Source organism: Saccharothrix hoggarensis (assembly GCF_052936025.1).
The window spans coordinates 1,218,073-1,238,931 of sequence record NZ_CP193624.1 but is presented as its reverse complement, the minus strand read 5'-3'; the positions used below and the strand labels follow the sequence as shown (position 1 = coordinate 1,238,931).

20 protein-coding genes are annotated in these 20,859 nt (G+C 73.5%); 15 read left to right on the top strand and 5 right to left on the bottom strand.

Translation table 11 applies throughout. From position 1 onward, the window contains the following. Positions 1-35 precede the first annotated feature (35 nt). Positions 36-1,433 carry an aldehyde dehydrogenase family protein gene (locus ACRAKH_RS06190; protein WP_380724451.1) on the bottom strand — a complete coding sequence of 466 codons (1,398 nt, stop codon included), beginning with the start codon at positions 1,431-1,433 and terminating at the stop codon, positions 36-38. 151 nt (positions 1,434-1,584) lie between these two features. Between ACRAKH_RS06190 and ACRAKH_RS06185 the strand changes: the two genes are divergently transcribed. The 5 genes from ACRAKH_RS06185 to ACRAKH_RS06165 are packed head-to-tail and all read left to right on the top strand — an operon-like array spanning position 1,585 to position 5,261. After that, entirely contained in the window at positions 1,585-3,024 is a 1,440-nt protein-coding gene (locus tag ACRAKH_RS06185) for a GAF domain-containing protein (protein WP_380724452.1), read from the top strand. 10 nt (positions 3,025-3,034) lie between these two features. Next, the gene (locus ACRAKH_RS06180; RefSeq protein WP_380724453.1) at positions 3,035-3,634 is read left to right on the top strand and encodes a DUF402 domain-containing protein; all 600 of its coding nucleotides are present in this window, start codon (positions 3,035-3,037) and stop codon (positions 3,632-3,634) included. After that, entirely contained in the window at positions 3,631-4,260 is a 630-nt protein-coding gene (locus tag ACRAKH_RS06175) for a uridine kinase (protein ID WP_380724454.1), read from the top strand. The genes ACRAKH_RS06180 and ACRAKH_RS06175 overlap by 4 nt, the downstream gene beginning before the upstream one ends. After that, the gene (locus ACRAKH_RS06170; protein ID WP_380724455.1) at positions 4,257-4,553 is read left to right on the top strand and encodes a DUF6412 domain-containing protein; all 297 of its coding nucleotides are present in this window, start codon (positions 4,257-4,259) and stop codon (positions 4,551-4,553) included. Before ACRAKH_RS06175 ends, ACRAKH_RS06170 begins: the two co-directional genes overlap by 4 nt. 39 nt (positions 4,554-4,592) lie before the next feature. Next, positions 4,593-5,261 (top strand): YidC/Oxa1 family membrane protein insertase, encoded by a 669-nt coding sequence (locus ACRAKH_RS06165; RefSeq protein ID WP_380724456.1) that lies wholly within the window; start codon positions 4,593-4,595, stop codon positions 5,259-5,261. Here ACRAKH_RS06165 and ACRAKH_RS06160 read toward each other — a convergent pair. Both ACRAKH_RS06160 and ACRAKH_RS06155 read right to left on the bottom strand, forming a co-directional pair. After that, positions 5,170-6,204, bottom strand: coding sequence for a fatty acid desaturase family protein (locus tag ACRAKH_RS06160; RefSeq protein WP_380724457.1), 1,035 nt, complete (start codon positions 6,202-6,204; stop codon positions 5,170-5,172). The two genes, ACRAKH_RS06165 and ACRAKH_RS06160, sit on opposite strands and share 92 nt — an antisense overlap. 32 nt (positions 6,205-6,236) lie before the next feature. Beyond that, a complete protein-coding gene (locus ACRAKH_RS06155) occupies positions 6,237-7,778 on the bottom strand; it encodes a PucR family transcriptional regulator (RefSeq protein ID WP_380724458.1) in 1,542 nt (513 codons plus the stop codon). Positions 7,779-7,891: 113 nt separating this feature from the next. Here ACRAKH_RS06155 and pruA point away from each other — a divergent pair, with 113 nt between their 5' ends. From pruA to ACRAKH_RS06125, 6 genes are all read left to right on the top strand, one after another. Further along, positions 7,892-9,517, top strand: a complete 1,626-nt coding sequence (gene pruA, locus ACRAKH_RS06150; protein ID WP_380724459.1) for an L-glutamate gamma-semialdehyde dehydrogenase — start codon at positions 7,892-7,894, stop codon at positions 9,515-9,517. Between the two features lie 2 nt (positions 9,518-9,519). Further along, a complete protein-coding gene (locus ACRAKH_RS06145; protein WP_380724460.1) occupies positions 9,520-10,443 on the top strand; it encodes a proline dehydrogenase family protein in 924 nt (307 codons plus the stop codon). A 31-nt stretch (positions 10,444-10,474) separates the two neighbouring features. Next, positions 10,475-11,506: an amidohydrolase family protein gene (locus tag ACRAKH_RS06140; RefSeq protein WP_447009677.1), complete on the top strand. Its 1,032-nt coding sequence runs from the start codon at positions 10,475-10,477 to the stop codon at positions 11,504-11,506. A gap of 55 nt (positions 11,507-11,561) precedes the next feature. Then, positions 11,562-13,235, top strand: coding sequence for a bifunctional 3'-5' exonuclease/DNA polymerase (locus ACRAKH_RS06135; RefSeq protein WP_380724462.1), 1,674 nt, complete (start codon positions 11,562-11,564; stop codon positions 13,233-13,235). 106 nt (positions 13,236-13,341) lie between these two features. Beyond that, the gene (locus ACRAKH_RS06130; protein ID WP_380724463.1) at positions 13,342-14,733 is read left to right on the top strand and encodes a carbohydrate-binding protein; all 1,392 of its coding nucleotides are present in this window, start codon (positions 13,342-13,344) and stop codon (positions 14,731-14,733) included. 62 nt (positions 14,734-14,795) lie between these two features. Then, positions 14,796-15,470 (top strand): helix-turn-helix domain-containing protein, encoded by a 675-nt coding sequence (locus ACRAKH_RS06125; RefSeq protein ID WP_447009676.1) that lies wholly within the window; start codon positions 14,796-14,798, stop codon positions 15,468-15,470. Here ACRAKH_RS06125 and ACRAKH_RS06120 read toward each other — a convergent pair. Beyond that, positions 15,452-16,315, bottom strand: coding sequence for a hypothetical protein (locus ACRAKH_RS06120; RefSeq protein ID WP_380730274.1), 864 nt, complete (start codon positions 16,313-16,315; stop codon positions 15,452-15,454). The two genes, ACRAKH_RS06125 and ACRAKH_RS06120, sit on opposite strands and share 19 nt — an antisense overlap. Before the next feature lie 150 nt (positions 16,316-16,465). On the opposite strand from ACRAKH_RS06120, the gene ACRAKH_RS06115 reads away from it, so the two are divergent. Genes ACRAKH_RS06115 through ACRAKH_RS06100 form a run of 4 tightly spaced genes read left to right on the top strand, consistent with a single transcriptional unit; the run spans position 16,466 to position 19,704 of the window. After that, positions 16,466-16,909 carry a hypothetical protein gene (locus tag ACRAKH_RS06115; protein ID WP_380730276.1) on the top strand — a complete coding sequence of 148 codons (444 nt, stop codon included), beginning with the start codon at positions 16,466-16,468 and terminating at the stop codon, positions 16,907-16,909. A 3-nt stretch (positions 16,910-16,912) separates the two neighbouring features. Beyond that, positions 16,913-17,533 carry a DUF3558 domain-containing protein gene (locus tag ACRAKH_RS06110; protein ID WP_380730278.1) on the top strand — a complete coding sequence of 207 codons (621 nt, stop codon included), beginning with the start codon at positions 16,913-16,915 and terminating at the stop codon, positions 17,531-17,533. 4 nt (positions 17,534-17,537) lie between these two features. Continuing rightward, the gene (locus tag ACRAKH_RS06105) at positions 17,538-18,863 is read left to right on the top strand and encodes a hypothetical protein (RefSeq protein WP_447009675.1); all 1,326 of its coding nucleotides are present in this window, start codon (positions 17,538-17,540) and stop codon (positions 18,861-18,863) included. A gap of 22 nt (positions 18,864-18,885) precedes the next feature. Then, positions 18,886-19,704, top strand: a complete 819-nt coding sequence (locus tag ACRAKH_RS06100; protein WP_380729827.1) for an ESX secretion-associated protein EspG — start codon at positions 18,886-18,888, stop codon at positions 19,702-19,704. On the opposite strand, the gene ACRAKH_RS06095 is transcribed toward ACRAKH_RS06100, so the two are convergent. Then, positions 19,676-20,836, bottom strand: coding sequence for a lactate 2-monooxygenase (locus ACRAKH_RS06095; protein ID WP_380729824.1), 1,161 nt, complete (start codon positions 20,834-20,836; stop codon positions 19,676-19,678). The two genes, ACRAKH_RS06100 and ACRAKH_RS06095, sit on opposite strands and share 29 nt — an antisense overlap. Between the last annotated feature and the right edge of the window lie 23 nt (positions 20,837-20,859).

Sequence of the window (20,859 nt, the reverse complement as noted above, 5' to 3'; positions counted from 1 at the left end):
GGGCACCCCGCCGCCCGGACGCGCGCCGACGTGCCTCACACCCGGTCGCGCACCAGCAGGGTCCTGGTCCGCTGGTACGGGTCGAGCGTGACGCGGCACGTCTCGCCGCCGAGCAGCCGCGGCGCGTTGTTCACCCAGACCCGGCGGGCGTGCAGCTGCCGGCCGACCCGGCACGCCACACCGGTGTCCCGCGACCAGACGCCCGCGCCGGCGCCGCGCGCCGTCTCGTTGGCGATCTTCACCGCGTCGTCGACGTCGTCGAACGCGGTCACGGACACGACCGGGCCGACCGGCTCGTCCCGGTGCGCCCGGCCCCGGACGTCGCCCGCGAAGACCGTCGGCGTGACGTAGTAGCCGCCGGACAGCTCGCCGCCGAGGTCCGCGCGCTCGCCGCCGCACAGCACCCGCGCGCCGTCGGCGCGGGCGGCCACGATCGCCGACATGATCCGGTCGAGCCGGTCGCGCGTGGTCTGCGCGCCGATCACCGTCGCGGTGTCCAGCGGGTGCCCCATCGCCAACGCCTTGGTGCGCTCCACGGCGTCGGCCAGGAACTCGTCGTGGACGGTGCTCTGCACCAGCGCGCGGAACGGCTCGCCGCGGTCGCGGGCGAACGCGGCGAACCCCGTCAGCGCCCGGTCGTGGAACGCGTCGCGCCGGGCGGCCACGTCGGCGAAGAAGATGTTCGGGCAGCTGCCGCCGTCGTCCGCGCCGGAGCCGAACGGCATCGCGGCGACCCGCCGGCTGGCCGCCAGCGCCCGACCCGCCCCGATGTCGAAGCCGTTGACGACGTTGACCACGCCGGGCGGCAGCAGGTCGGCGATCAGCCCCACCAGGACGTGGATCGACGCCGGGGTCTGCTCGGCGGGCTTCAGCACGACGGCGTTGCCCGCGGCCAGCGCGGGCGCGAGTTCCCGCACCGCCGTGAGCAGGGGGAAGTCCGGCGCGACGAGCCGGCCGACCACGCCGAGCGGCTCGGGGTAGCGGTAGGCCACGACGTCGTCGCCGACCGGCGTGATGCCGCCCTCCCGCACCCGGACCAGGCCCGCGCAGTAGCGGAGGTGCTCCACCGCCGACGGCAGGTCGACCGCCAGCGTCTCGCCGACCGGGCGGCCGGTGTCCCACGTCTCGGCGACGGCCAGCGCGTCGAGGTGGTCCTCCACGCGGTCGGCGACCTCGTGGAGCACGTTCGCGCGCTCGGCGGCCGACGTGCGGCCCCACGCGCGGGCCGCGCCGTGGGCCGCGTCCAACGCCCGGTCCACGTCCTCGGCCGTGCCCCGCGCCAGTTCCGTGAACGGCTCGCCGGTCACCGGCGTGGGGTCGGCGAAGTACCGGCCCTTGGCGGGCGGCACGTACTCACCGCCGATGAAGTGGTCGTACCGGCTCCGGTACGACACCACGCTGCCCCGCTCACCGGGCGCCGCGTACCTCGCCATCTGGTCTCCCACGTCGTCGTCGTCGCGTCGGTCGGGTTCGTCGCGGGCAGCAGCGTGGACGGCACAACGTTGCAGTGGCGTTGCACCCGAACGGTTCAGCGCCGGGTTGCCGCGACCGGCGCGGTCACGCCATCCTGGTCCGGGAGGCGCCATGCAACCGGACCCGCGACGGCTCGCGCACGCCCGCGAGGCGGTGCTGAGCGGGGACCGGGCACGCGACGCGCGTCCCCTGATCGTGGAGTCGTGGCGGCGGTCGCTGGCCGCGCGGGTCGACCCGGACCGGCACGAACCGCCCGTCGTGCTCGACCGGGACGAGGTGGTCGACCGGCGCGGTGCGCACCCGCTCTCGGTCGCGCTGCCGGTGCTGCGCGAGACGCTGGTGAGCGTCGCCGACGAGGCCGAGCACGTGATGATCATCGCGGACGCGGACGGCAACATCCTGTGGTGCGAGGGCGCGACGTCGGTGCGCGGCCTGGCCGAACGGGTCCGGCTGACCGAGGGCGCGTGCTGGAGCGAGCCGTCCATCGGCACCAACGCGATGGGCACGGCGCTGGCCGTCGGCCGGTCGGTGACCGTGCACTCCGCCGAGCACCTGGTGCGGGCCTACCACGGGTGGACCTGCGCGGCGAGCCCCGTGCGCGACCCCGACACCGGCCGCACGATCGGCGTGGTGGACGTGAGCGGGCCGTTGCGCAGCACGCACCCGACGATGGTGGCGCTGGTGTCGGCCGCCGCCCGGCTGGCGGAGAGCCAGTTGCAGCTGCGGCTCGCCGCCCGTGACGAGCGGCTGCGCGCGGTGAACATGCGGCACCTGATCGGCCTGCGCGGCGAGCCGGGCGCGTTGCTGAGCCCCACCGGCCGCGTGCTGGCCGCCACGCCGGACACCGTGCTCGAACCGGACGGCCCGCACGGCCCCAGCGGCCCGCGGGTGGACGTGACGGGCGACCGGGTGCGGTTGGCCGACGGGCGGGAAGCGGTCCTGGAGCCGTTGGACGAGGGGTACCTGCTCCGGGTGCCACGCCGGACCGCGCGAAGACCCGTGCTGTCGCTGCGGTTCCTGGGCGGCTCGACCGGCTCGCTGGACGGGCGGGCGCTGCCGCTGTCGCTGCGGCACGCGGAGCTGCTGGCGGCGTTGGCGCTGCACCCGCGCGGGCTGACCGCCGAGCAGCTGGCGCTGCACCTGTACGGCGAGCGCGGCAACCCGACGACGGTGCGCGCCGAGCTGCACCGGCTGCGCGCGCAGCTCGGCCGGGTGCTGCTGACCAGGCCGTACCGGCTGTCGGCCGACGTGCGCGGCGACTTCCTGGCGGTGCGCGAGGCGCTGCGCGTCGGCGACGTGGGCGTGGCCGCGGCGGCGTACCGGGGCGACCTCCTCCCCCGGTCCGAGGCGCCCGTGGTGCGCGAGGAGCGGGAAGACCTGGGCGCGGCGGTGCGGCGGGGCGTGCTGGAACGCGGGGACGTCGAGGCGCTGTGGGCGTTCGGCCTGGTGTCGGACGACGTGACCGTGCTGGAGCGGCTGGTCCGGCTCATGCCCCGGACGGACCCGCGCCGCGAGGTGGCGGCGGGCCGGCTGCGCCGCGCGCTCGCCTAGGGTGATCGTCATGGGGTACTTCCGACCGGGTGACGTGGCGCTGCGGCGCGAGGTGCTGCACGGCAAGCCGTGGGCGGTGACGCCGACCAGGGTCGTCGAGGACGGGCCGGACCTGCTCGTCGTGTTCACCGTGCCCGGTGTGCGGTTCGGGTTCCCGCCGCACCACTGGCCGCACGGCTGGCAGGTCGCGGGCAACGCGCACTGGCGCGGCCACGGCAAGCTCCAGATGCACCGGCCCGGCGACGCCTACTCCGTCGACCTGTACTGGACGGGTCCGGACCGCCGGTTCCACGGCTGGTACCTCAACCTCCAGGACCCGTTCCGCCGCACGCCGCTCGGGTTCGACACGCTCGACCACGAGCTGGACTACTGGGTGCCCGCCGAGGGCGGCTGGGTGGAGAAGGACCGCGACGAGTTCGAGGAGCAGGTCGCCGCGGGCAAGTACTCCGCCGCGCAGGCCGAGGCCATCCGCGCCACCGGCAAGGAGGTCGAGGCGATGCTGACCGCCGGCACGACGTGGTGGGACCAGGCGTGGGCGTCGTGGGAGCCCGACCCCGACTGGCCGGTGCCGGTGCTGCCGGACGGCTGGGCGGACTACCCGGTGCCGTGAAGGTCGTCCCCCTGACGCCGCGGACCCTCGTGGACGAGCTGGTCGGGCGGATCGACGCGGTGCCGCGCGACACGTGGGCGCGGGTGCTGCTCGACGGCGCCGTGCCGACCAGGCCGGGCGAGCTGGCGGACGCCCTGGTGGAGCCGCTGCGGGCGCTGGGACGTCCGGTGCTGCGGGTGTCGGCCGGCGACTTCCTGCGGCCCGCGTCCGTGCGGCTGGAGCACGGCCACCAGGACCCGGACTCGTTCCGCGACGCGTGGCTGGACGTCGGCGGGCTGGTCCGCGAGGTGCTGGAACCGCTCGACCCCGGCGGGTCGGGCCGGGTGCTGCCCGCGCTGTGGAACGCGGCGACGGACCGGGCGCACCGGGCCGACTACGCGACGCTCGGCGCGGGCGGCGTGCTGCTGGTCGACGGCACCCTGCTGCTCGACAAGTGGCTGCCGGCGGAGCTGACCGTGCACCTGTGGCTGTCGCCGGGCGCCCTCGAACGGCAACTGCCCGCCGAGTGGCGGTGGACGCTGCCCGCCTACGCCTCGTACGAGCCGCACGCCGACGTGACGGTCCGCTACGACCACCCCACCAGGCCGGCGCTGATCGGTACAGTCGGTGGGGAAGACCGGCGGTGACGTCCGAGGGGGTGGGTGTGGCCAGGCTGCGGTTGCTGCTCGCGCTCCACCTGCCGGCGCTCTACGCGCTGACCCTCCTGCACACGCCCACCGAGCTGCTGGCCGCCGTGACGGCCGTGGCGCTGGTCGTGCTGCTGCTCACCTCCGCGCCGGCGGTGCTCGCCGCGCCCGCGTGGGTGCGGTCGCTGTCGATCCGCGAGAAGTCGCTGCGCGCCGCGTTCCTGCGGCTGCGCGACCCCGACGCGGCGGGCCGTCCCCGTCCCCGGGCACCCGGACTCGGCCTCACTCCCTGAGGCCCCTGTTCCGCTTGCTCCGAGGACGGAGTTCTTCCCTTGTTCCACGCCCTGGGCTCAGCCCTGGCCGGGTTCGCCACGCCCGCCCTGGCCATCGTCGCGTTCACCGTCGTCGTCCGACTGCTCATGCACCCGCTCAGCCGTGCCGCCGTGCGCGGCGAGAAGGCCCGTGCCGCGCTCGCGCCCGAGCTGCGGCAGCTCACCGAGAAGTACGGCAAGGACAAGGTCCGGCTCCAGGAGAAGACGCTGGAGCTGTACCGGTCCAACGGCACGTCCGTGCTGGCCGGCTGCCTGCCCGCGCTGGTGCAGGCGCCGTTCTTCATGGTGGTGTACCGGCTGGTCACCACGCCGAACCCGCTGCTGGACGGCACGCTGCTCGGCGTGCCGCTGGGCGCGCACTGGTTCGGCACGTGGGCGCACACGCCCGTGTTCCTCGCGCTGTTCGCGGTGCTCACCGGGATCGCGTTCGCGACGTCCCGGTGGCAGGCGGCGATCGCCCGGGACAACGGCGGGCCGCAGCCGCCGTTCGCGAGGCTGCTGCGGCTCCTGCCGTTCGGGACCGTGCTCGTCGCCGCCGTGCTGCCGCTGGCGGCGGGCGTCTACCTGGTGACGACGACTAGCTGGACGCTGCTGGAGCGAGCTTTCCTGTACCGCGCAGTTCAGCTCCCGCCTCGTGCAGGTACTTCAGGACGTACCCGTACGACGTGAACAGGCCGCACTCGGCGTAGGACACCGACTGGCGGTGGCAGAAGTCGCGGACCAGCGCCTGCGCGCGGCGCAGGTGCGGTCGCGGCATGCTCGGGAACAGGTGGTGCTCGATCTGGTAGTTCAGGCCGCCGAGCAGGAAGTCGGTGAACCAGCCGCCGGTCACGTTGCGGGAGGTCAGCACCTGCTTGCGCAGGAAGTCGAGCTGGTGGCCCGCCTGGAGCACCGGCATGCCCTTGTGGTTGGGCGCGAACGAGATGCCCATGTAGACGCCGAAGAGGCCCTGGTGGACGGCGATGAAGACCAGCGCCTTGAGCGGGGACATCACCAGGAACACCGCGGTCAGGTAGACGACGACGTGCACGGCCAGCAGCACCAGCTCCAGCCGCCAGCCCTTGACCTCGCGGCGCGCCGCCGCGGCCGTGCTGATGATGTGCAGGCTGAAGCCTTCGAGCAGCAGCAGCGGGAAGAACAGCCACGCCTGGTGCTTCACCACGAGCCGGAAGAAGCCGCGCTTGCGCTGCGCCTGCTCGGCGCTGAACGCGAGGACGGAGATGTCGACGTCCGGGTCCTCGTCCTCGTGGTTCGGGTTGGCGTGGTGGCGGCTGTGCTTGCCCATCCACCAGCCGAACCCGACGCCGACGAGGAGGTTGCCGAGCAGCAGGCCCATGGTGTGGTTCGCCTTGCCGCTCGCGTACACCTGCCGGTGGCCGGCGTCGTGGCCCAGGAACGCGATCTGGGTGTAGACGACGGCGAGGACGGCGGCCGGCACGAGCTGCCACCACGAGTCGCCGATCAGCACCACGGCGGCCGCGGTGAGGGCGAAGGCCGCGAGGACGCAGACCAGGTAAGTCATGTAGAAACCGATGCGCCGGTCGAGCAGACCTTGCTGCTTGACCAACCTGGACAATTCAGCGAAGTCGCTGCCGCGGGCTTGGGTGCTCACTCCCGGAGGGTACGGCGCGAACCGCCTCGGGCTCAGGTCAGCCTGAGTTGCAACTGGGCGAACAACCGGAGCAACGGGTCGTCCAGATCGAATCCGCCCAGCTCCGCCGCACGTCGGACCCGGTACCGGAGGGTGTTGGGGTGGACGTGCAACTTCGCGGCCGCACTTTTCACATCACCGAATTCATCGAGGTAGGCCAATAGTGAACGGGCCAGTTCCCCATCCAGTCCGGCGAGCCGCGGGTCGCGGATGCGCGGGTGGTCCGCCAGCAGGGCGAGCGTTTCGCTGATCAGGACGCGCGACCGCACGTCCTCCAGGGTGGCGACGTCGGCGTCGAGGTCGCGCGACATGGCGTCGAGCACGCGGTCGGCCTCGTCCCGCGAGATCATCACCTCGTCCACCGTGGGCACGGTCGAGCCGATCGCGCCCTGCACCCGCAGGCCCATGTGCTTGCGGGCGGCGGCCACGATCTCCCTGGTCAGGGTGAGCAGCGGCGCCTTCGGCGGCAGGTCCGTGAGCAGCGCGTACGTGCGGCCGCTCTGCTGGCTGACCAGGGCGCTGCGCCGGTACGCGGCGGCGTGCACCGAGATCAGGCTGGTCATCTCGGCGCGCCGCAGCTCGTGCTGGGTGCGGTCGTGGTGCTCCTGGCCGCGCAGGGCGAAGACGACGACGGCGGCGGGCTTGTCCGGGTCGGCCCCGATCTGCTCGGCGATCGCGCCGGCGTCCATCCGGCCGTCGAGCAGGGCCGCGAGCAGGTTCTCCCGGAACGCGGCGGCGGGCTCCCGCTGCTGGACCAGGTGCAGCGCGGTGACGCGGGCCGCGCCGAGCAGTGCCCGTTCGGCCTGCTCGGTGAGCGGCGTGGCCCCTTCCTGCACCCAGATCGTGCCCAGCGGCTGCGTGCCCGCGTGGATGCCGACGGCGATGCGGCGGCGGATGCCCAGCTCGGGCCGCTCGTCGATGCGGACGACGTCCTCGCCGGACCGGAGCCGCTGGTAGACGCCCCACTCGCGGAGCATCTTCAGGTACGGCTCGGGGCCCTGGCGGCCGAGGATGGACAGCCGGCGCAGCTCGTCCACCTCGTCGGTGGAGCGGGAGTAGGCCAGCACGCGGCTCGCGGTGTCCTCGATGCTGACGATGCCGCCGGTCAGCGAGGCGATGGTCTGGGCGAGGCCGAACAGGTCGCCGAGGACTTCGCCCGCGCCCGCGTCGGCCGTCACCCTGGCGTTGTGCACGACACCCCTGGCCAGCGCTTCGAGGTGTTCCCAGCGGACTTCCGGCCGCACGGCGAGCAGCGCCACGCCCGCGTCCGCCGCCGCCTGCCGCAGCACGGGCGACGGCGTGTCCACCTTGACCGCCACCGCCACCGCTCCCCCGGCCGCGGCGGCCCGGACCAGCGGCAGCGCGGCCCGTCCGCGGGCGCCGATGACCAGGGCGAGGTCGCCCGGACGCACGTCCGGCGTGTCGTCGGGGTCGAGGATGACGACGTCGAGGACGTCGGCCTCCAGCCCGTGCGGCGCGACCTGCACCTCGACCAGCGGGTCGCCGAGCGCGATCAAGACCTGCCGGAGGCTCACTTCTTGTCCATTCGTACAACGGCGGAGCGCCAAGCCTAGACGTGCGGACAACGGCGCGCATGGTCGGAAGTCCTACCGTTGGGGAACCCAACCCTGTGGCGAAGGAGCTGCTTGTGGATGCCGTGACCTCGGTCCCCGCACCGGTGAACGAGCCCGTCCTCGGCTACGCCCCCGGCACCCCGGAACGGGCGCAGTTGCAGGCGAAGCTGGCCGAGCTGGCCAAGGAGCCCGTCGAGCTGACCCTCACCATCGGCGGTGAGCAGCGGGTCGGCGGCGGCGAGCGCTTCGACGTCGTGCAGCCGCACAACCACCGCGCCGTCCTCGGCACCCTCCACGGCGCCACGCAGCAGGACACCCGGGACGCCATCGCCGCCGCCAGGGAAGCCGCGCCCGCGTGGCGCGCGATGTCCTACGACGACCGCGCCGCGATCCTCCTCCGCGCCGCCGACCTGCTCGCGACCACGTGGCGGGCCACGCTCAACGCGGCCACCATGCTCGGCCAGTCGAAGACCGCGATCCAGGCGGAGATCGACGCCGCGTGCGAGCTGATCGACTTCTGGCGCTTCAACGTCTCGTTCGGCCGGAAGCTCCTCGAAGAGCAGCCGCAGTCGTCCCCCGGCGTGTGGAACCGCACGGACCACCGCCCGCTGGAGGGCTTCGTCTACGCGATCACGCCGTTCAACTTCACCGCGATCGCCGGCAACCTGCCCACCGCCCCGGCCCTGATGGGCAACGTGGTGCTGTGGAAGCCGTCGCCGACGCAGAGCTTCGCCGCGCACCTCACCATGCGGCTGCTCGAAGAGGCCGGCCTGCCGCCCGGCGTGATCAACCTGCTGCCCGGCGACGGCTTGGCCGTGTCCGAGGTGGCGCTGGCCGACCCGGACCTCGCGGGCATCCACTTCACCGGGTCCACCCGCACGTTCCAGCACCTGTGGGGCCAGGTCGGCGCGAACATCGCCCACTACCGCTCGTACCCGCGGGTCGTCGGCGAGACCGGCGGCAAGGACTTCGTGCTCGCGCACCCGTCGGCCGACGTCGACGTGCTGCGCACCGCGCTGGTCCGCGGCGCGTTCGAGTACCAGGGCCAGAAGTGCTCGGCCGCGTCCCGCGCGTACATCCCGCGCTCGGTGTGGAACCGGGTGAAGGACGACTTCCTCGCCGACGTCGAGTCGCTGACGATGGGCGACGTCACGGACCTGTCGAACTTCATGGGCGCGGTCATCGACCGGCGTTCGTTCGACAAGCTGTCCGGCGTGCTCAAGGCCGCGCACGAGGACGACCGGCTGGAGGTCGTCGCGGGCGGCACGGCGGACGACTCCGAGGGCTTCTTCGTGCGGCCGACCGTGCTGCTGGGCAGCGACCCGACGCACGAGGTGTTCACGACCGAGTACTTCGGGCCGGTGCTGGCGGTGCACGTGTTCGAGGACTCGGACTACGACACCGTGCTCAAGCAGATGGAGAACGCCGCGCCGTACGCCCTGACCGGCGCGATCATCGCGCGGGACCGGGCCGCCATCGTCCACGCGCAGAACGAGCTCCGGTTCGCCGCGGGCAACTTCTACGTCAACGACAAGCCGACCGGCGCGGTCGTCGGCCAGCAGCCGTTCGGCGGCGGGCGGGCGTCGGGCACGAACGACAAGGCGGGCTCCGTGCACAACCTGCTGCGCTGGGTCAGCCCGCGGTCCATCAAGGAGACGTTCGCGGCTCCCACCTCCTACCGCTACCCGCACCAGGGGTGATCATGCTCCGCTCCACGCTGCTCGCCGCCTCGCGATCCGAGGCGATCCGCGAGCTGGTCGAACGCACGCCGCTGACCCGGCCGGTCGTCAAGCGCTTCATCTCCGGCGACGACGTCGACGCGGCCGTCGCCACCACCGGCGAGGTGCTGGCCGACGGCCGGTACGTCACGCTGGACCACCTGGGCGAGGACACCAGGGACGCGGAGCAGGCCACGGCCACCGTGGAGGCGTACCTGGACCTGCTGCGCCGCCTCGAACTGGCCGGGCACACCGACCGGGCCGAGGTGTCGGTGAAGCTGTCCGCGGTGGGCCAGTTCCTGCCCGTGGACGGCGAGAAGATCGCCTTGGAGAACGCCCGCCGGATCTGCGCGGCGGCGGGCGCGGTCGGCACCACGGTCACCCTCGACATGGAGGACCACACCACGACCGACTCGACGCTCGGCATCCTCCACGAGCTGCGGGTCGACTTCCCGTGGGTGGGCGCGGTGCTCCAGGCGTACCTGAGGCGGACCGAGCAGGACTGCCGGGACCTGGCGCACGCCGGGTCGCGCGTGCGGCTGTGCAAGGGCGCCTACAAGGAGCCCGCGTCGGTGGCGTTCCAGGACAAGGCGGACGTCGACCTGTCGTACGTGCGCTGCCTGAAGGTCCTGATGGCGGGCGAGGGCTACCCGATGGTGGCCTCGCACGACCCGAGGCTGATCGCCATCGCCACCGAGCTGGCCAAGGACCGGCCGCGGGACAGCTACGAGTTCCAGATGCTCTACGGCATCCGGCCCGACGAGCAGCGCCGCATCGCCGCCGCCGGCCACCGGATGCGCGTGTACGTCCCGTACGGCGACGAGTGGTACGGCTACTTCATGCGGCGGCTCGCCGAGCGTCCCGCGAACGTGGCCTTCTTCCTGCGCTCGCTGATCACCACGGGGTAGGGCGTGGCCCCGGAAGTGGGAGGCTGAGCTCGTGCCTCTCCACTTCCGGGGCGTTCTGCTGCCCGACGACGAGCCCCGCGACCTGTGGGTCCTGGGCGACCGCGTGACGTTCGAGCGGCCGTCCGGCGACTGGACGACCGTCGTCGACGGCGGCTACCTGCTGCCGGGCCTGGTCGACGTCCACACCCACCCCGGCTCGTCGTACGACGGCGGTTTCGACGCGGCCGACTTCACCGCCCACTGCCTCGACCACCTGCGCGCGGGCGTGACGGCGCTGCGGTTCCCCGGCCTGTCCGCGTCCGCCGAGATCCCCGACGACCCGCGCCTGCCGCGCATGGTGGGCGGCGGGCGGTGGCTGGCGTGGTCCGGGCTGTCCGACCACGCCCCGTTCCACGTCGTGGTGGACGACCTGGTCGCCGAGGCGGTGGCCGACGCCACGCGGACCGGGTGGTGCAAGGTGTTCTGCGACTGGGACTTCGAGGACGAGCCCGTGCCGGCGGACCTGCTGCGCGACGTCGTGGCGGCGGTGCGGTCGGCCGGCGGACGCGTTGCGGCGCACGCCCAGTCGAGCCGGGGCGCGCTCAACGCCGCCGCCGCGGGCGTCGACTCGGTCGAGCACGGCATGGGCATGCCCGCCGAGGCGATACCCCTCATGGCCGGGCACGGCGCCGCGTACGTCCCCACGCTCACGACGTTCGCCGAGTCCGCGGGCTGGAGGGAGGAGCGGGGACGGCCGCGCGACCGGCTCTGGCTCGCGGGCTACCGGACCATGGTCGAACGGGTCGCCGACGCCCACGACGCCGGCGTCACCGTGCTCGCGGGCACCGACCGCTCCGCGTTCGGCGTGGTGGCCGACGAGGTGGACTGCCTGATCCGCGCCGGCCTGCCGCCCGCGACCGCGGTGGGCGCCGCGAGCTGGACCGCGCGCGCCTGGCTCGGGTTGCCGAACCTCGTCGAGGGCGCGCCCGCCGACCTCACCGCGTACCCGGCGGACCCGAGGGCCGTGCCCGCCGTGCTCCGGCGGCCGGGCGCGGTGGTGTCGCGCGGCCGGGTCGTCGCCTAGCCCGACGGTTTCGCCGAGGCCGGTTTTGTCGGGGGTTGCCTGCACAATCAGCGGCATGCTCGTCGCCCTGGTGTCGCACGCGGAGAACGCGGGACGGTTGCGCGTGCTCTCCGACGCCGGGGCGCCCGAGGGGCCGGTGGTGGAGACGGCGGACCTGGCGGCGGCGGTGTCCGAACTGGAGGCCCGGCACAGACCCCGGTGGGTGTTGGCGGACACGACCGAGGTCTACCCCGACCTGTTGGCGCGCGGCGTCCGGGTGGAGCGGTGCCAGGACCTGTCGCACGCCGAGTACCTGGTGCTGGCCTACCAGGGCCGGCACCGCGAGCCGCGCGGGTTGGGGGCCGCGGTCGCGCGGCTGCGCGGGCTGCCCGTGCCGGACGACCACGGGCCGCGCAAGCGCGACACCCAGCCGACGTTGTTCGAGCCCGAGCGGCAACCGCTGCCCGGCGACACCGACCCGTTGGACGCGGTCGTCGCGGTGCACCGGGAGCAGCAACGGGTGGTGGCGACGCTGGGGCACGCCGACGGCCTGCGCCTGCTGTTCGCGGCCGAGTCGGCGAGCGCGCTGGCCGCCGCGGAGATGACGCACTTCGGCCTGCCGTGGCGGGAGGACGTGCACGAGCGGCTGCTGGTGGACATGCTCGGGCCGCGTCCGCCGAACGGCGCCCGGCCGGCCCGGCTGGTGGAGCTGGCCGACCGGATCACGGCGGCGTTCGGCGGCCGGCAGGTCAACCCGGACCACCCGCCGGGCATCGTGAAGGCGTTCGCGCGGGAGGGCATCGACGTCCCGTCGGCGCGCGCGTGGGTGCTCAAGCAGGTCGACCACCCGGCGGTGGCGCCGCTGCTGGAGTACAAGGAACTGGCCCGGCTGTGGGTGGCGCACGGCTGGTCGTGGCTGGACTCGTGGGTGGCGGACGGGCGGTTCCGGCCGGACTACGTGGTGGGCGGCGTCGTGTCCGGGCGGTGGGCGACGCGGGGCGGTGCGGCGTTGCAGATCCCGCGCACCCTGCGCACGGCGGTGCGGGCCGACCCGGGCTGGAAGCTCGTGGCGGCGGACGCGGCGCAGCTGGAGCCGCGGGTGCTGGCGGCGTTGTCGGACGACCACCGGTTCACCGAGGTGTCGTCGGACGACGACCTGTACACGACGCTGGCCGCGGAGGCGTTCGACGGGGACCGCGGCAAGGCGAAGCTGGCCATGCTGTCGGCCATGTACGGCGGCACGGGCGGTGGCGCGGGGCCCGCGATGGCGGTGCTGCGCCGTCGGTTCCCCGAAGCCGTGGGGTACGTGGAGGCGGCGGCGCTGGCGGGCGAGCAGGGCCGGATGGTGCGGTCCCGGCTCGGCCGCACGAGCCCGTTGCCGTCCGACGCGTGGCGTGACGCGATCGGCAACACCGACGACAGCGAGGACGCGGTGCGGCAGTCGCGGCGGGCGGCGCGGGACTGGGGCCGGTTCACCCGCAACTTCGTGGTGCAGGCGAGCGCGGCGGACTGGACGGCGGCGCTGCTCGGCGCGTTGCGGCGGCGGTTGCACCGGTCGGCGCGCGGCGCGCACCTCGTGTTCTTCCAGCACGACGAGGTGCTGGTGCACTGCCCGGCCGACCTGGCGGAGGCGGTGTGCGCCGAGGTGACGGCGGCGGGCGAGGAGGCGTCCCGGCTGGTGTTCGGCGCGACGCCGGTCCGGTTCCCGCTCAAAGCGGTGCCGGTGGACAGCTACGCGGACGCCAAGTAGGGCGGTTTGGGCCGTTCGGTCGCTTGAAGGATCATCATGAGAGCGCTCTCATGAATGGGCGACGGAATTCGTTGTCGTGCCGAACACAGTGACAAGGAGGTCACGCGTGGAGTTCAGCCGCAACCGACGACGCGTCCTGGCGACCGCCGTCGCCCTGATCACCGCGGTACCGCTCGCGATCGCCGGCATGTCGGCGAACGCCGCGGTGCCGCCGACCCCGCCGGGCTGGTCGCTCCAGTGGAGCGACGACTTCACCGGCGCCGCGAACACCCTGCCGTCGTCCGCGAACTGGATCTTCGACCTCGGCCACGGCTACCCCGGCGGACCCGGGAACTGGGGCACCGGCGAGATCCAGAACTACACCAACAGCACGAACAACATCAAGCTCGACGGCGCGGGCAACCTGCGCATCACCGCCCTGCGCGACGGCGCGGGCAACTGGACGTCCGCCCGCATCGAGACCCAGCGCGCGAACTTCAAGCCGCCGGCGGGCGGCAAGCTCGCCATCGAGGGCCGCATCCAGATGCCGAACGTCACCGGCCAGGCCGCGCTCGGCTACTGGCCCGCGTTCTGGGCGCTCGGCTCGCCCTACCGCGGCAACTACTGGAACTGGCCCGCCATCGGCGAGTTCGACATCATGGAGAACGTCAACGGCATCAACTCCGTGTGGGGCGTGCTGCACTGCGGCGTGAACCCCGGCGGGCCGTGCAACGAGACCAACGGCCTCGGCGCGAGCCGGACGTGCCCCGGCGCGACGTGCCAGTCGGCGTTCCACACCTACCGGTTCGAGTGGGACGAGAGCTCCTCGCCCAAGGCGTTCCGCTGGTACGTCGACGGGCAGCAGTTCCACAGCGTCAACCAGAGCCAGTTCGACGCGACCACGTGGAACAACATGACCAGCCACGCGGGCTACTTCCTGCTGCTGAACCTGGCCATCGGCGGCGCGTTCCCCAACGGCGTGGCGGGTCACGCGACACCGACCGCGGCGACCGTGCCGGGTCACTCGATGCTGGTGGACTACGTGGCCGTGTGGACGGCGGGCGGCGGCACGCAGCCCACCACCACGACCACCACCAACCCGCCCGGCGGCACCGGCTGGGACGCGTTCGCCGACATCCAGGCCGAGCAGGCGACGGCGCGGTCCGGCGGCGTGATCGAGGCGGGTGACGGCGGCCAGACGGTGGCGCAGCTGCGCAACGGCAACTCGCTGCGGTTCTCCGGCGTCCGGTTCGGCACGCGCACGGCCACGCAGTTCGTCGCACGGGCCGCGTCCGGGGCGTCCGGCGGGGTGAGCGGCCTGGTCGAGGTGCGGCTCGACAGCCCCACCGCGCCGCCCATCGGCAGCTTCGCCATCGCCAACACCGGCGGCTGGCAGAGCTGGCGCACGGTGCCCGCGAACATCTCCGGGGTGACGGGCACGCACGACGTCTACATCACGTTCACCAGCGGCCAGCCCGCGCCGTACGTGAGCGTGAACTGGATCAGGTTCGGCACCTGAGTGCCCGTGGCGGGCCGCGCGCGCCTCCTCCTCCCGCGCGGTCCGCCACTACCATCGTCGAGGTGTACGCGGAACGCCCGTTCCCCGGTCTGGCCTGCCTGTGGCGGCGGACCACGGACGTCGCGGCCGTCGGCCGGGTCGTGCCGGACGGGTGCACGGACATCATCTACTCGACCGCGACCGGTGAGCTGTTCGTCGCCGGCCCGGACACCGTGGGCCACGTGACGTCGATGGGGCCCGGGACGTTGTTCGGCGTCCGGTTCGGTCCGGGCGTGGGACCGGCGGTGTTCGGCGTGCCCGCCGCGGAGCTGCGCGACCTGCGGGTTCCGCTGGCCGAGCTGTGGGGTCCGTCGCCCGCGTTGGCGGACGCCCTGCACTCCGCCGGCGACCCGTGCGCGGTGCTCGCGGCCGCCGCGTCGGCCCGGTTGCGGGAGACGCCGCCGGACCCGGCGGTCGGCGCGATCGCGTCCGCCGTGCCGACGACGACCGTGGGCGACCTGGCCTGGTCGCTGGGCCTCAGCGCCCGGCAGCTGCACCGGCGCAGCCTGGCCGCGTTCGGCTACGGCCCCAAGGTGCTGCACCGCGTGCTGCGGTTCGACCGGGCGGTCAAGCTGGCGTGGGCGGGCGTGCCGTTCGCCGACATCGCCCACCGCACCGGCTACGCCGACCAGGCCCACCTGTCCCGCGAGGTCCGCGACCTGGCCGGCGTGCCGCTGGGTCAGCTGATCCGACCGTAGGCACGCAACGTCAACAACGCCTCGATCGTGACGATCGGCCGCCACTCGTAGGTGGTAACCGGCGTCCACGCGGGCCACGGGAACGTCCACCCGCCGTCGTCCTGCTGCTGCGCCGCCAACGCGTCGAGGTCGGCGTCGATCTCGTCGTCGCCGAACCACCGCCGGGCCAGGCTGTCCGGCGTGGGCGCGTAGTGGTGCGGCTTGTGCGTCTCGCCCGCCGCGTACCCCTCGGGCGCCTGCCCCTCGCCCAGGTCGACCAGCCCCTGCTCGCGCACCAACGCGCCCAACCGCTCCGCCTCCCGCTCGGCCCGCGCCCGGTCCGGCACGTGGTCGAGGAACCGGACGCACGCGGCGGCCTCGTACGGGTGCGACTTGGCCAGTCCTTCGATCCGCCGCCAGCAGAACTCCGTGGCCCCGTCCAGCCACGCGTGCTCGGCACCCGTCAGGTGCAGCACGCCGGCCAGCAGCGCCGTCATCAGCAGGTCGCTCTCGTCCCCCACCTGCCACCACGGCGCCCGCGGGTGGTCGCGTGCCGTGGCCAGGCAGTTCGGCACGCCGCCGTCCGCGTTCGCGACGCCGGCCAGGAACCCGCACGCCGCCTCGCCGTACCCGCGCTCGCCGACCTCGTCGAGCAGGGACAACGCCGTGTAGGTGTGCAACGGCTGACTCGTCGGCCCACGCCCGTCGGGCTCCAGCGCGTGCCCGAACCCGCCGTCGTCGTTCCGGTGGGCCAGGACCGCCGCCACCACGGGCTCCGCCGGTCCGCCGTCGAAGAGGTGCAGGAACCGGCGCTGCTCCAGGACGCGCGCGTTGTGCCAGAGGAAGGAACGAGCTGCTTCGATCATGCGCCCGACGGTAGGCCGCTCGCGGCCCCGGGTCTTGAACGAATCGGACGCCCGTCCCCCACCAGGAGTAACCATCGCGATACCCCCGACGGGGCGAAGCCCCTGTGCCATCATCAGCCGGGGGCTTTTTGCGTGAGGGGAGCGCGTGCGATGTGGGACGCCGAATCCGGCGGGGGCGCGGAGCGGATCGGGTTCGTCGCCGACACGGTGAACGTCGTGGGCGGCGCGGCAGGTGGCATGGTGGGCGCACCGCCGCCGATGCTGGTCGCGACCCAGACGGAGTTCAGCGTCGACCCCGAGCAGGCCCAGAAGCTGATCGACGGCCTCGCCGAGGCGCGCAACCAGCTGCAGGAGCTCAACCGGAACGTCTCGCAGCTCATGTTCCTGCCGGCGACCGCCAAAGATCCCTACAGCGCCCTGGTGATCGAGGCGATCCAGCGGACGGCGGGCCCCGAGGTCGGCGGCTACGCCTGGGCCAACAACAAGGCGGCCGAGGCGCTGTCCAAGACCATCCAGAAGATCCAAGCATCCCTGGCCAACTACAAGGGCCAGGACGAGGCAACCGCTGACGCCTTCAACGGCGGAGGGAAGTAGTCGATGAGGCGAGCAGTGCTGGCAGTCGCGGCCGTGTCGTTCACGGTGCTGGTCGGCTGCACGTCGGTGAACGACGGCACGGCCAAGCCGGTCACGACCACGAACGGCGCGAGCACGTCCACCGCGACGTCGGAGTCGAAGCCGGACAAGCCGTCGACGGGTGAGGCGCCCGCGGTCACCGGGCCGGAACTCGACCTCGGCAAGCTCAGCGGTCCGTGCGACTTGCTCAAGGCCGACCAGTTGGCCGCCCGGGGCATCACCAAGCCGGGCGCGAAGGAGGACGACCTGGTGGGTCCGACCTGCCAGTGGGAGCCGGACGACCCGGGCCGGGGCACCAGCATCGGCGGCACGATCATGACGAACGCCGACGGCTTGAACTCCGCGTACGCCCGGCGCTCCCAGTTCCCCGTGTTCCAACCGATCGAGGTCGCCGGCTACCCGGCACTGAACACCGACCTCCTCGACGGCAAGCACGGGGAGTGCACCACCTCCGTCGCCGTGGCCGAGGGCAAGGCGTTCATGATCCAGATCGCGGTGAACGACCAGGACTCGGCCGCGTACACCGCCCCGTGCTCCGTGGGCGCCGAGGTCGCCGCGCTCGTGGTCGGAAACCTGAAGGGGTAGGCCCATGACGGTCGCAGGAACCGAGCTCATGTGCGTCGGCGTCGGGGCCGACAAGATCTACGGCTGGTTCGCGGAGAGCAAGGGACCGTCCCAGCTGACCGACGCCAGCGAGCGGACGTGGCAGGGCATCGCCGAGGGCCAGGACGAGGTCAGCGAGCTGATCAACCGGGCCGTGCGGGACTCGGGCGCGTCGTGGGAGGGCGCGGCCGGTGACGCGGCCCGTGCCGGCACCACGCCGTTGGCGAGCTGGTCGGACACCGCCGGGACCAGCGCCGTCACGGCCGGCAGGTCGAGCGCGGACATCAGCCTGGCGTTCCGCGACGCGTCGCACAACGTCATGCCCCCGGTCGCCGTGCCGGACAAGCCCTGGTACAACGACGCGATGCCCTGGGACACCGACTACGACCAGGCGGTCGAGGAGCACTCCCAGGTCAACCAGCACAACGTGCAGGTGTACAACGACTACGGCGCCAGGGTGGAGACGGCCATCAGCGCCCTGCCGACGTTCGAGTCGCCGGGCGAGGTGGACGGCAGCGTCGAGGTCGAGAAGGAAGAGATCGACGATCCGCGCAAGACCGGCGAGCGGACCGGCGGCGACGACAAGAACACCAGCACGGACACCACGACCAGCAGCACCACGGGCACCGGTGACAAGAACGGGGACGACTCGCGCACGACGAAGCCGTCGCGGGTCGACCCGCCGCCGCTTCCGCCGCCCCTGGTGAACGACGACGGCACCACCAGGAAGTCGTCGGTGGACGTGATCAAGCTGCCACCCGACATCGGCCACCGCCCGCCGCCGCTGCCGGTCGACCCGCGCAACCCGGTCGACCCGCGGTTGCCCCACATCCCGCAGCTCCCGTACGACCCGCGCAACCCGAACGACCCGCGCAACCCCAACCACCCGAACAACCCCCGCAACCGGCCACCGGCCATGCCGGGCGTTCCCGGTGGTGGGGGCGGCCCCAACCGTGGTGGCGGTGGCGGAGGCGGCGGTGTCGGTGGTCCGGGGCGGATGCCGCCCATGCCCGGCATGGGCGGCGGACCCGGTGGGTTCGGACCCGGCGGCATGTCCGGCGCGATCGGTCACGGCGAGGGCCGCGGCGGGTTCGGGCCGGGCGGCGGCGCGGGCGGTTTCGGGCCCGGTGGCGCGGGTGCGGCCGGTCGCGGCGGCGTGGGTGCGGCCGGCATGGGCGCGGGCATGGGCGCCGGAGCGGGCGGGGGCCAGGGCGACGAGGACAAGGAGCACAAGGCCGCGTCGTACCTGCAGGAGACCGAGGACATCTTCGGTGACGGCACGATGGTCGCCCCGCCGGTCATCGGCGAGTAGCTGAACGCGAACAGGGGGGAACGTGCTGCGCACCAGGGTCGCCATCCCGGTCGTCGCGCTCTACAACGCCTGGCAGGCCGAGGGTCTGCCGACGTTGCACAACGCGCTGCTGACGCAGGTCGACTTCGACGAGGGCCGGCTCGCCGAGGGCGACCTCTCGGGTCTGGCGGACCTCGCGAGCCGCGGCTGGGCCGAGCTGGAACGGCTGGGGCTGGCGCGCGGCAGGCAGGTGCACCCCGACCTGAGCCGGTCGCTGCGCCTGATCGCCGACGCCTCCGTCGAGTACTACGCGTTCTTCAACCAGGGCGACGACGACACGCGCACCGCGCTCGTGGCGCAGTCGGGTGACGAGGCGCTGCGCGTGGTGCTGCGGGCGGACAAGCACTTCGTGCTGGAGCCGGTGCGGGTCGAGGACGTCGTGCCGTCGCTCGTGTCGGCGCTGCCGGAGGCGAAACCGGGCCGCGGCGGCGTGCTGTCGCTGCCCGCCGACGCGTTGACCGACCGGCCGCGCCAGCCGCGACCGGACGAGGACGGCGGGTCGTTCCTCCAGTCCAGCCGGCCGACCGGCGCGCACGTGACCGAGGTGCAGCAGGTGCGCAAGCTGCTGGCCGAGGAACGGCTCGGCGGCGGCCAGCTGTACGCGGCGCGCCGTGACCGGTTCGGCCGCAAGCAGCGGTGCGCGGCGCCGTTGACGTACTTCGACACGGTCACCGGCCGGTACCTGTCGGCGAAGGCGCCCGGCCGCGACGGCACGACGTGGCTCACCGTGCAGCCGGCCGACTTCGCCACCGTGCAGAACCGGTTGCGGCAGCTCAACGCCGACGCAGCACCTCGCGGTTGAGCTCGGCCGGGCTGCGGTGCCCGGACAGGCCCAGGGTGAGGTCGAAGTCGGCGAGCAGGCCGCGCAGCACGTGCCGCACGCCGACCTGCCCGCCGTGCGCCAGGCCGTAGGCGAACGGGCGGCCGACGAGCACGGCCTTCGCGCCCAGCGCCAGCGCCTTGACGATGTCCGCGCCGCTGCGGATGCCGGAGTCGAACAGCACCTCGACCCGCTCGCCGACGGCGTCCGCGATCTCCGGCAGCACCTCCAGCGACCCGACCGCGCCGTCGACCTGCCGTCCGCCGTGGTTGGAGACGACGATCCCGTCCACGCCCGCGTCGACGGCCTTGCGCGCGTCGTCCACGTGCTGGATGCCCTTGAGCACGATCGGCCCGTCCCAGTGCTCGCGCAGGAACGCCAGCTGGTCCCACGACTTGTCGGTGCCGGTGAACAGCTGCACCCACCGCAGGATCGCCATCGGCAGGTCCTCCTCCGGCGGCGCGGCGAGACCGGCCCGGAACGCCGGGTCGGAGAACGGGATCGCCGTGCCGACACCGCGCAGGAACGGCAGGTACGACCGGTCGAGGTCGTGCGGGCGCCAGGCGAGCGTCCACGTGTCGAGCGTGACGACGAGGACCCGGTACCCGGCCTTGCGCGCCCGGTCGAGGATGCTCGCCGCCACGTCCGGGTCGTTGGGCCAGTAGAGCTGGAACCACCGGGCGGCGTCGCCGGCGGCCTCGGCGACCTCCTCGATCGTGTGCGAGGCGGCGGTGGACAGCACGAACGGCACCCCCAGCTCCGCGGCGGCGCGCGCGGTCGCCAGCTCGCCGTCCGGGTGCAGGATCGACTGCACGCCGACCGGCGCGAGCAGCACCGGCGCCGGCATGTCCGTGCCCAGCAAGGACGTCCCGAGGTGCCGTTCCGTGGCGTTGGTCAGCATCCGGGGCACGATCCGCCAGTCGTCGAACGCCTCCCGGTTGGCCCGTGCGGTGGCCCCGGACCCCGCCGCACCCGCCACGTACCAGAACGGCCCGGGCCCCAACCGCTCCCGAGCGGACTCCTCCAACCCCTCGGGGTCGGTGGTGAACGGCGGCACGTTCCCCGCCAGGCCTTGGAGGTAGATCTCGTTCTGGTACGTGGCGAATCCCGTCATGGGTCCACCTTGCTACACGGGCG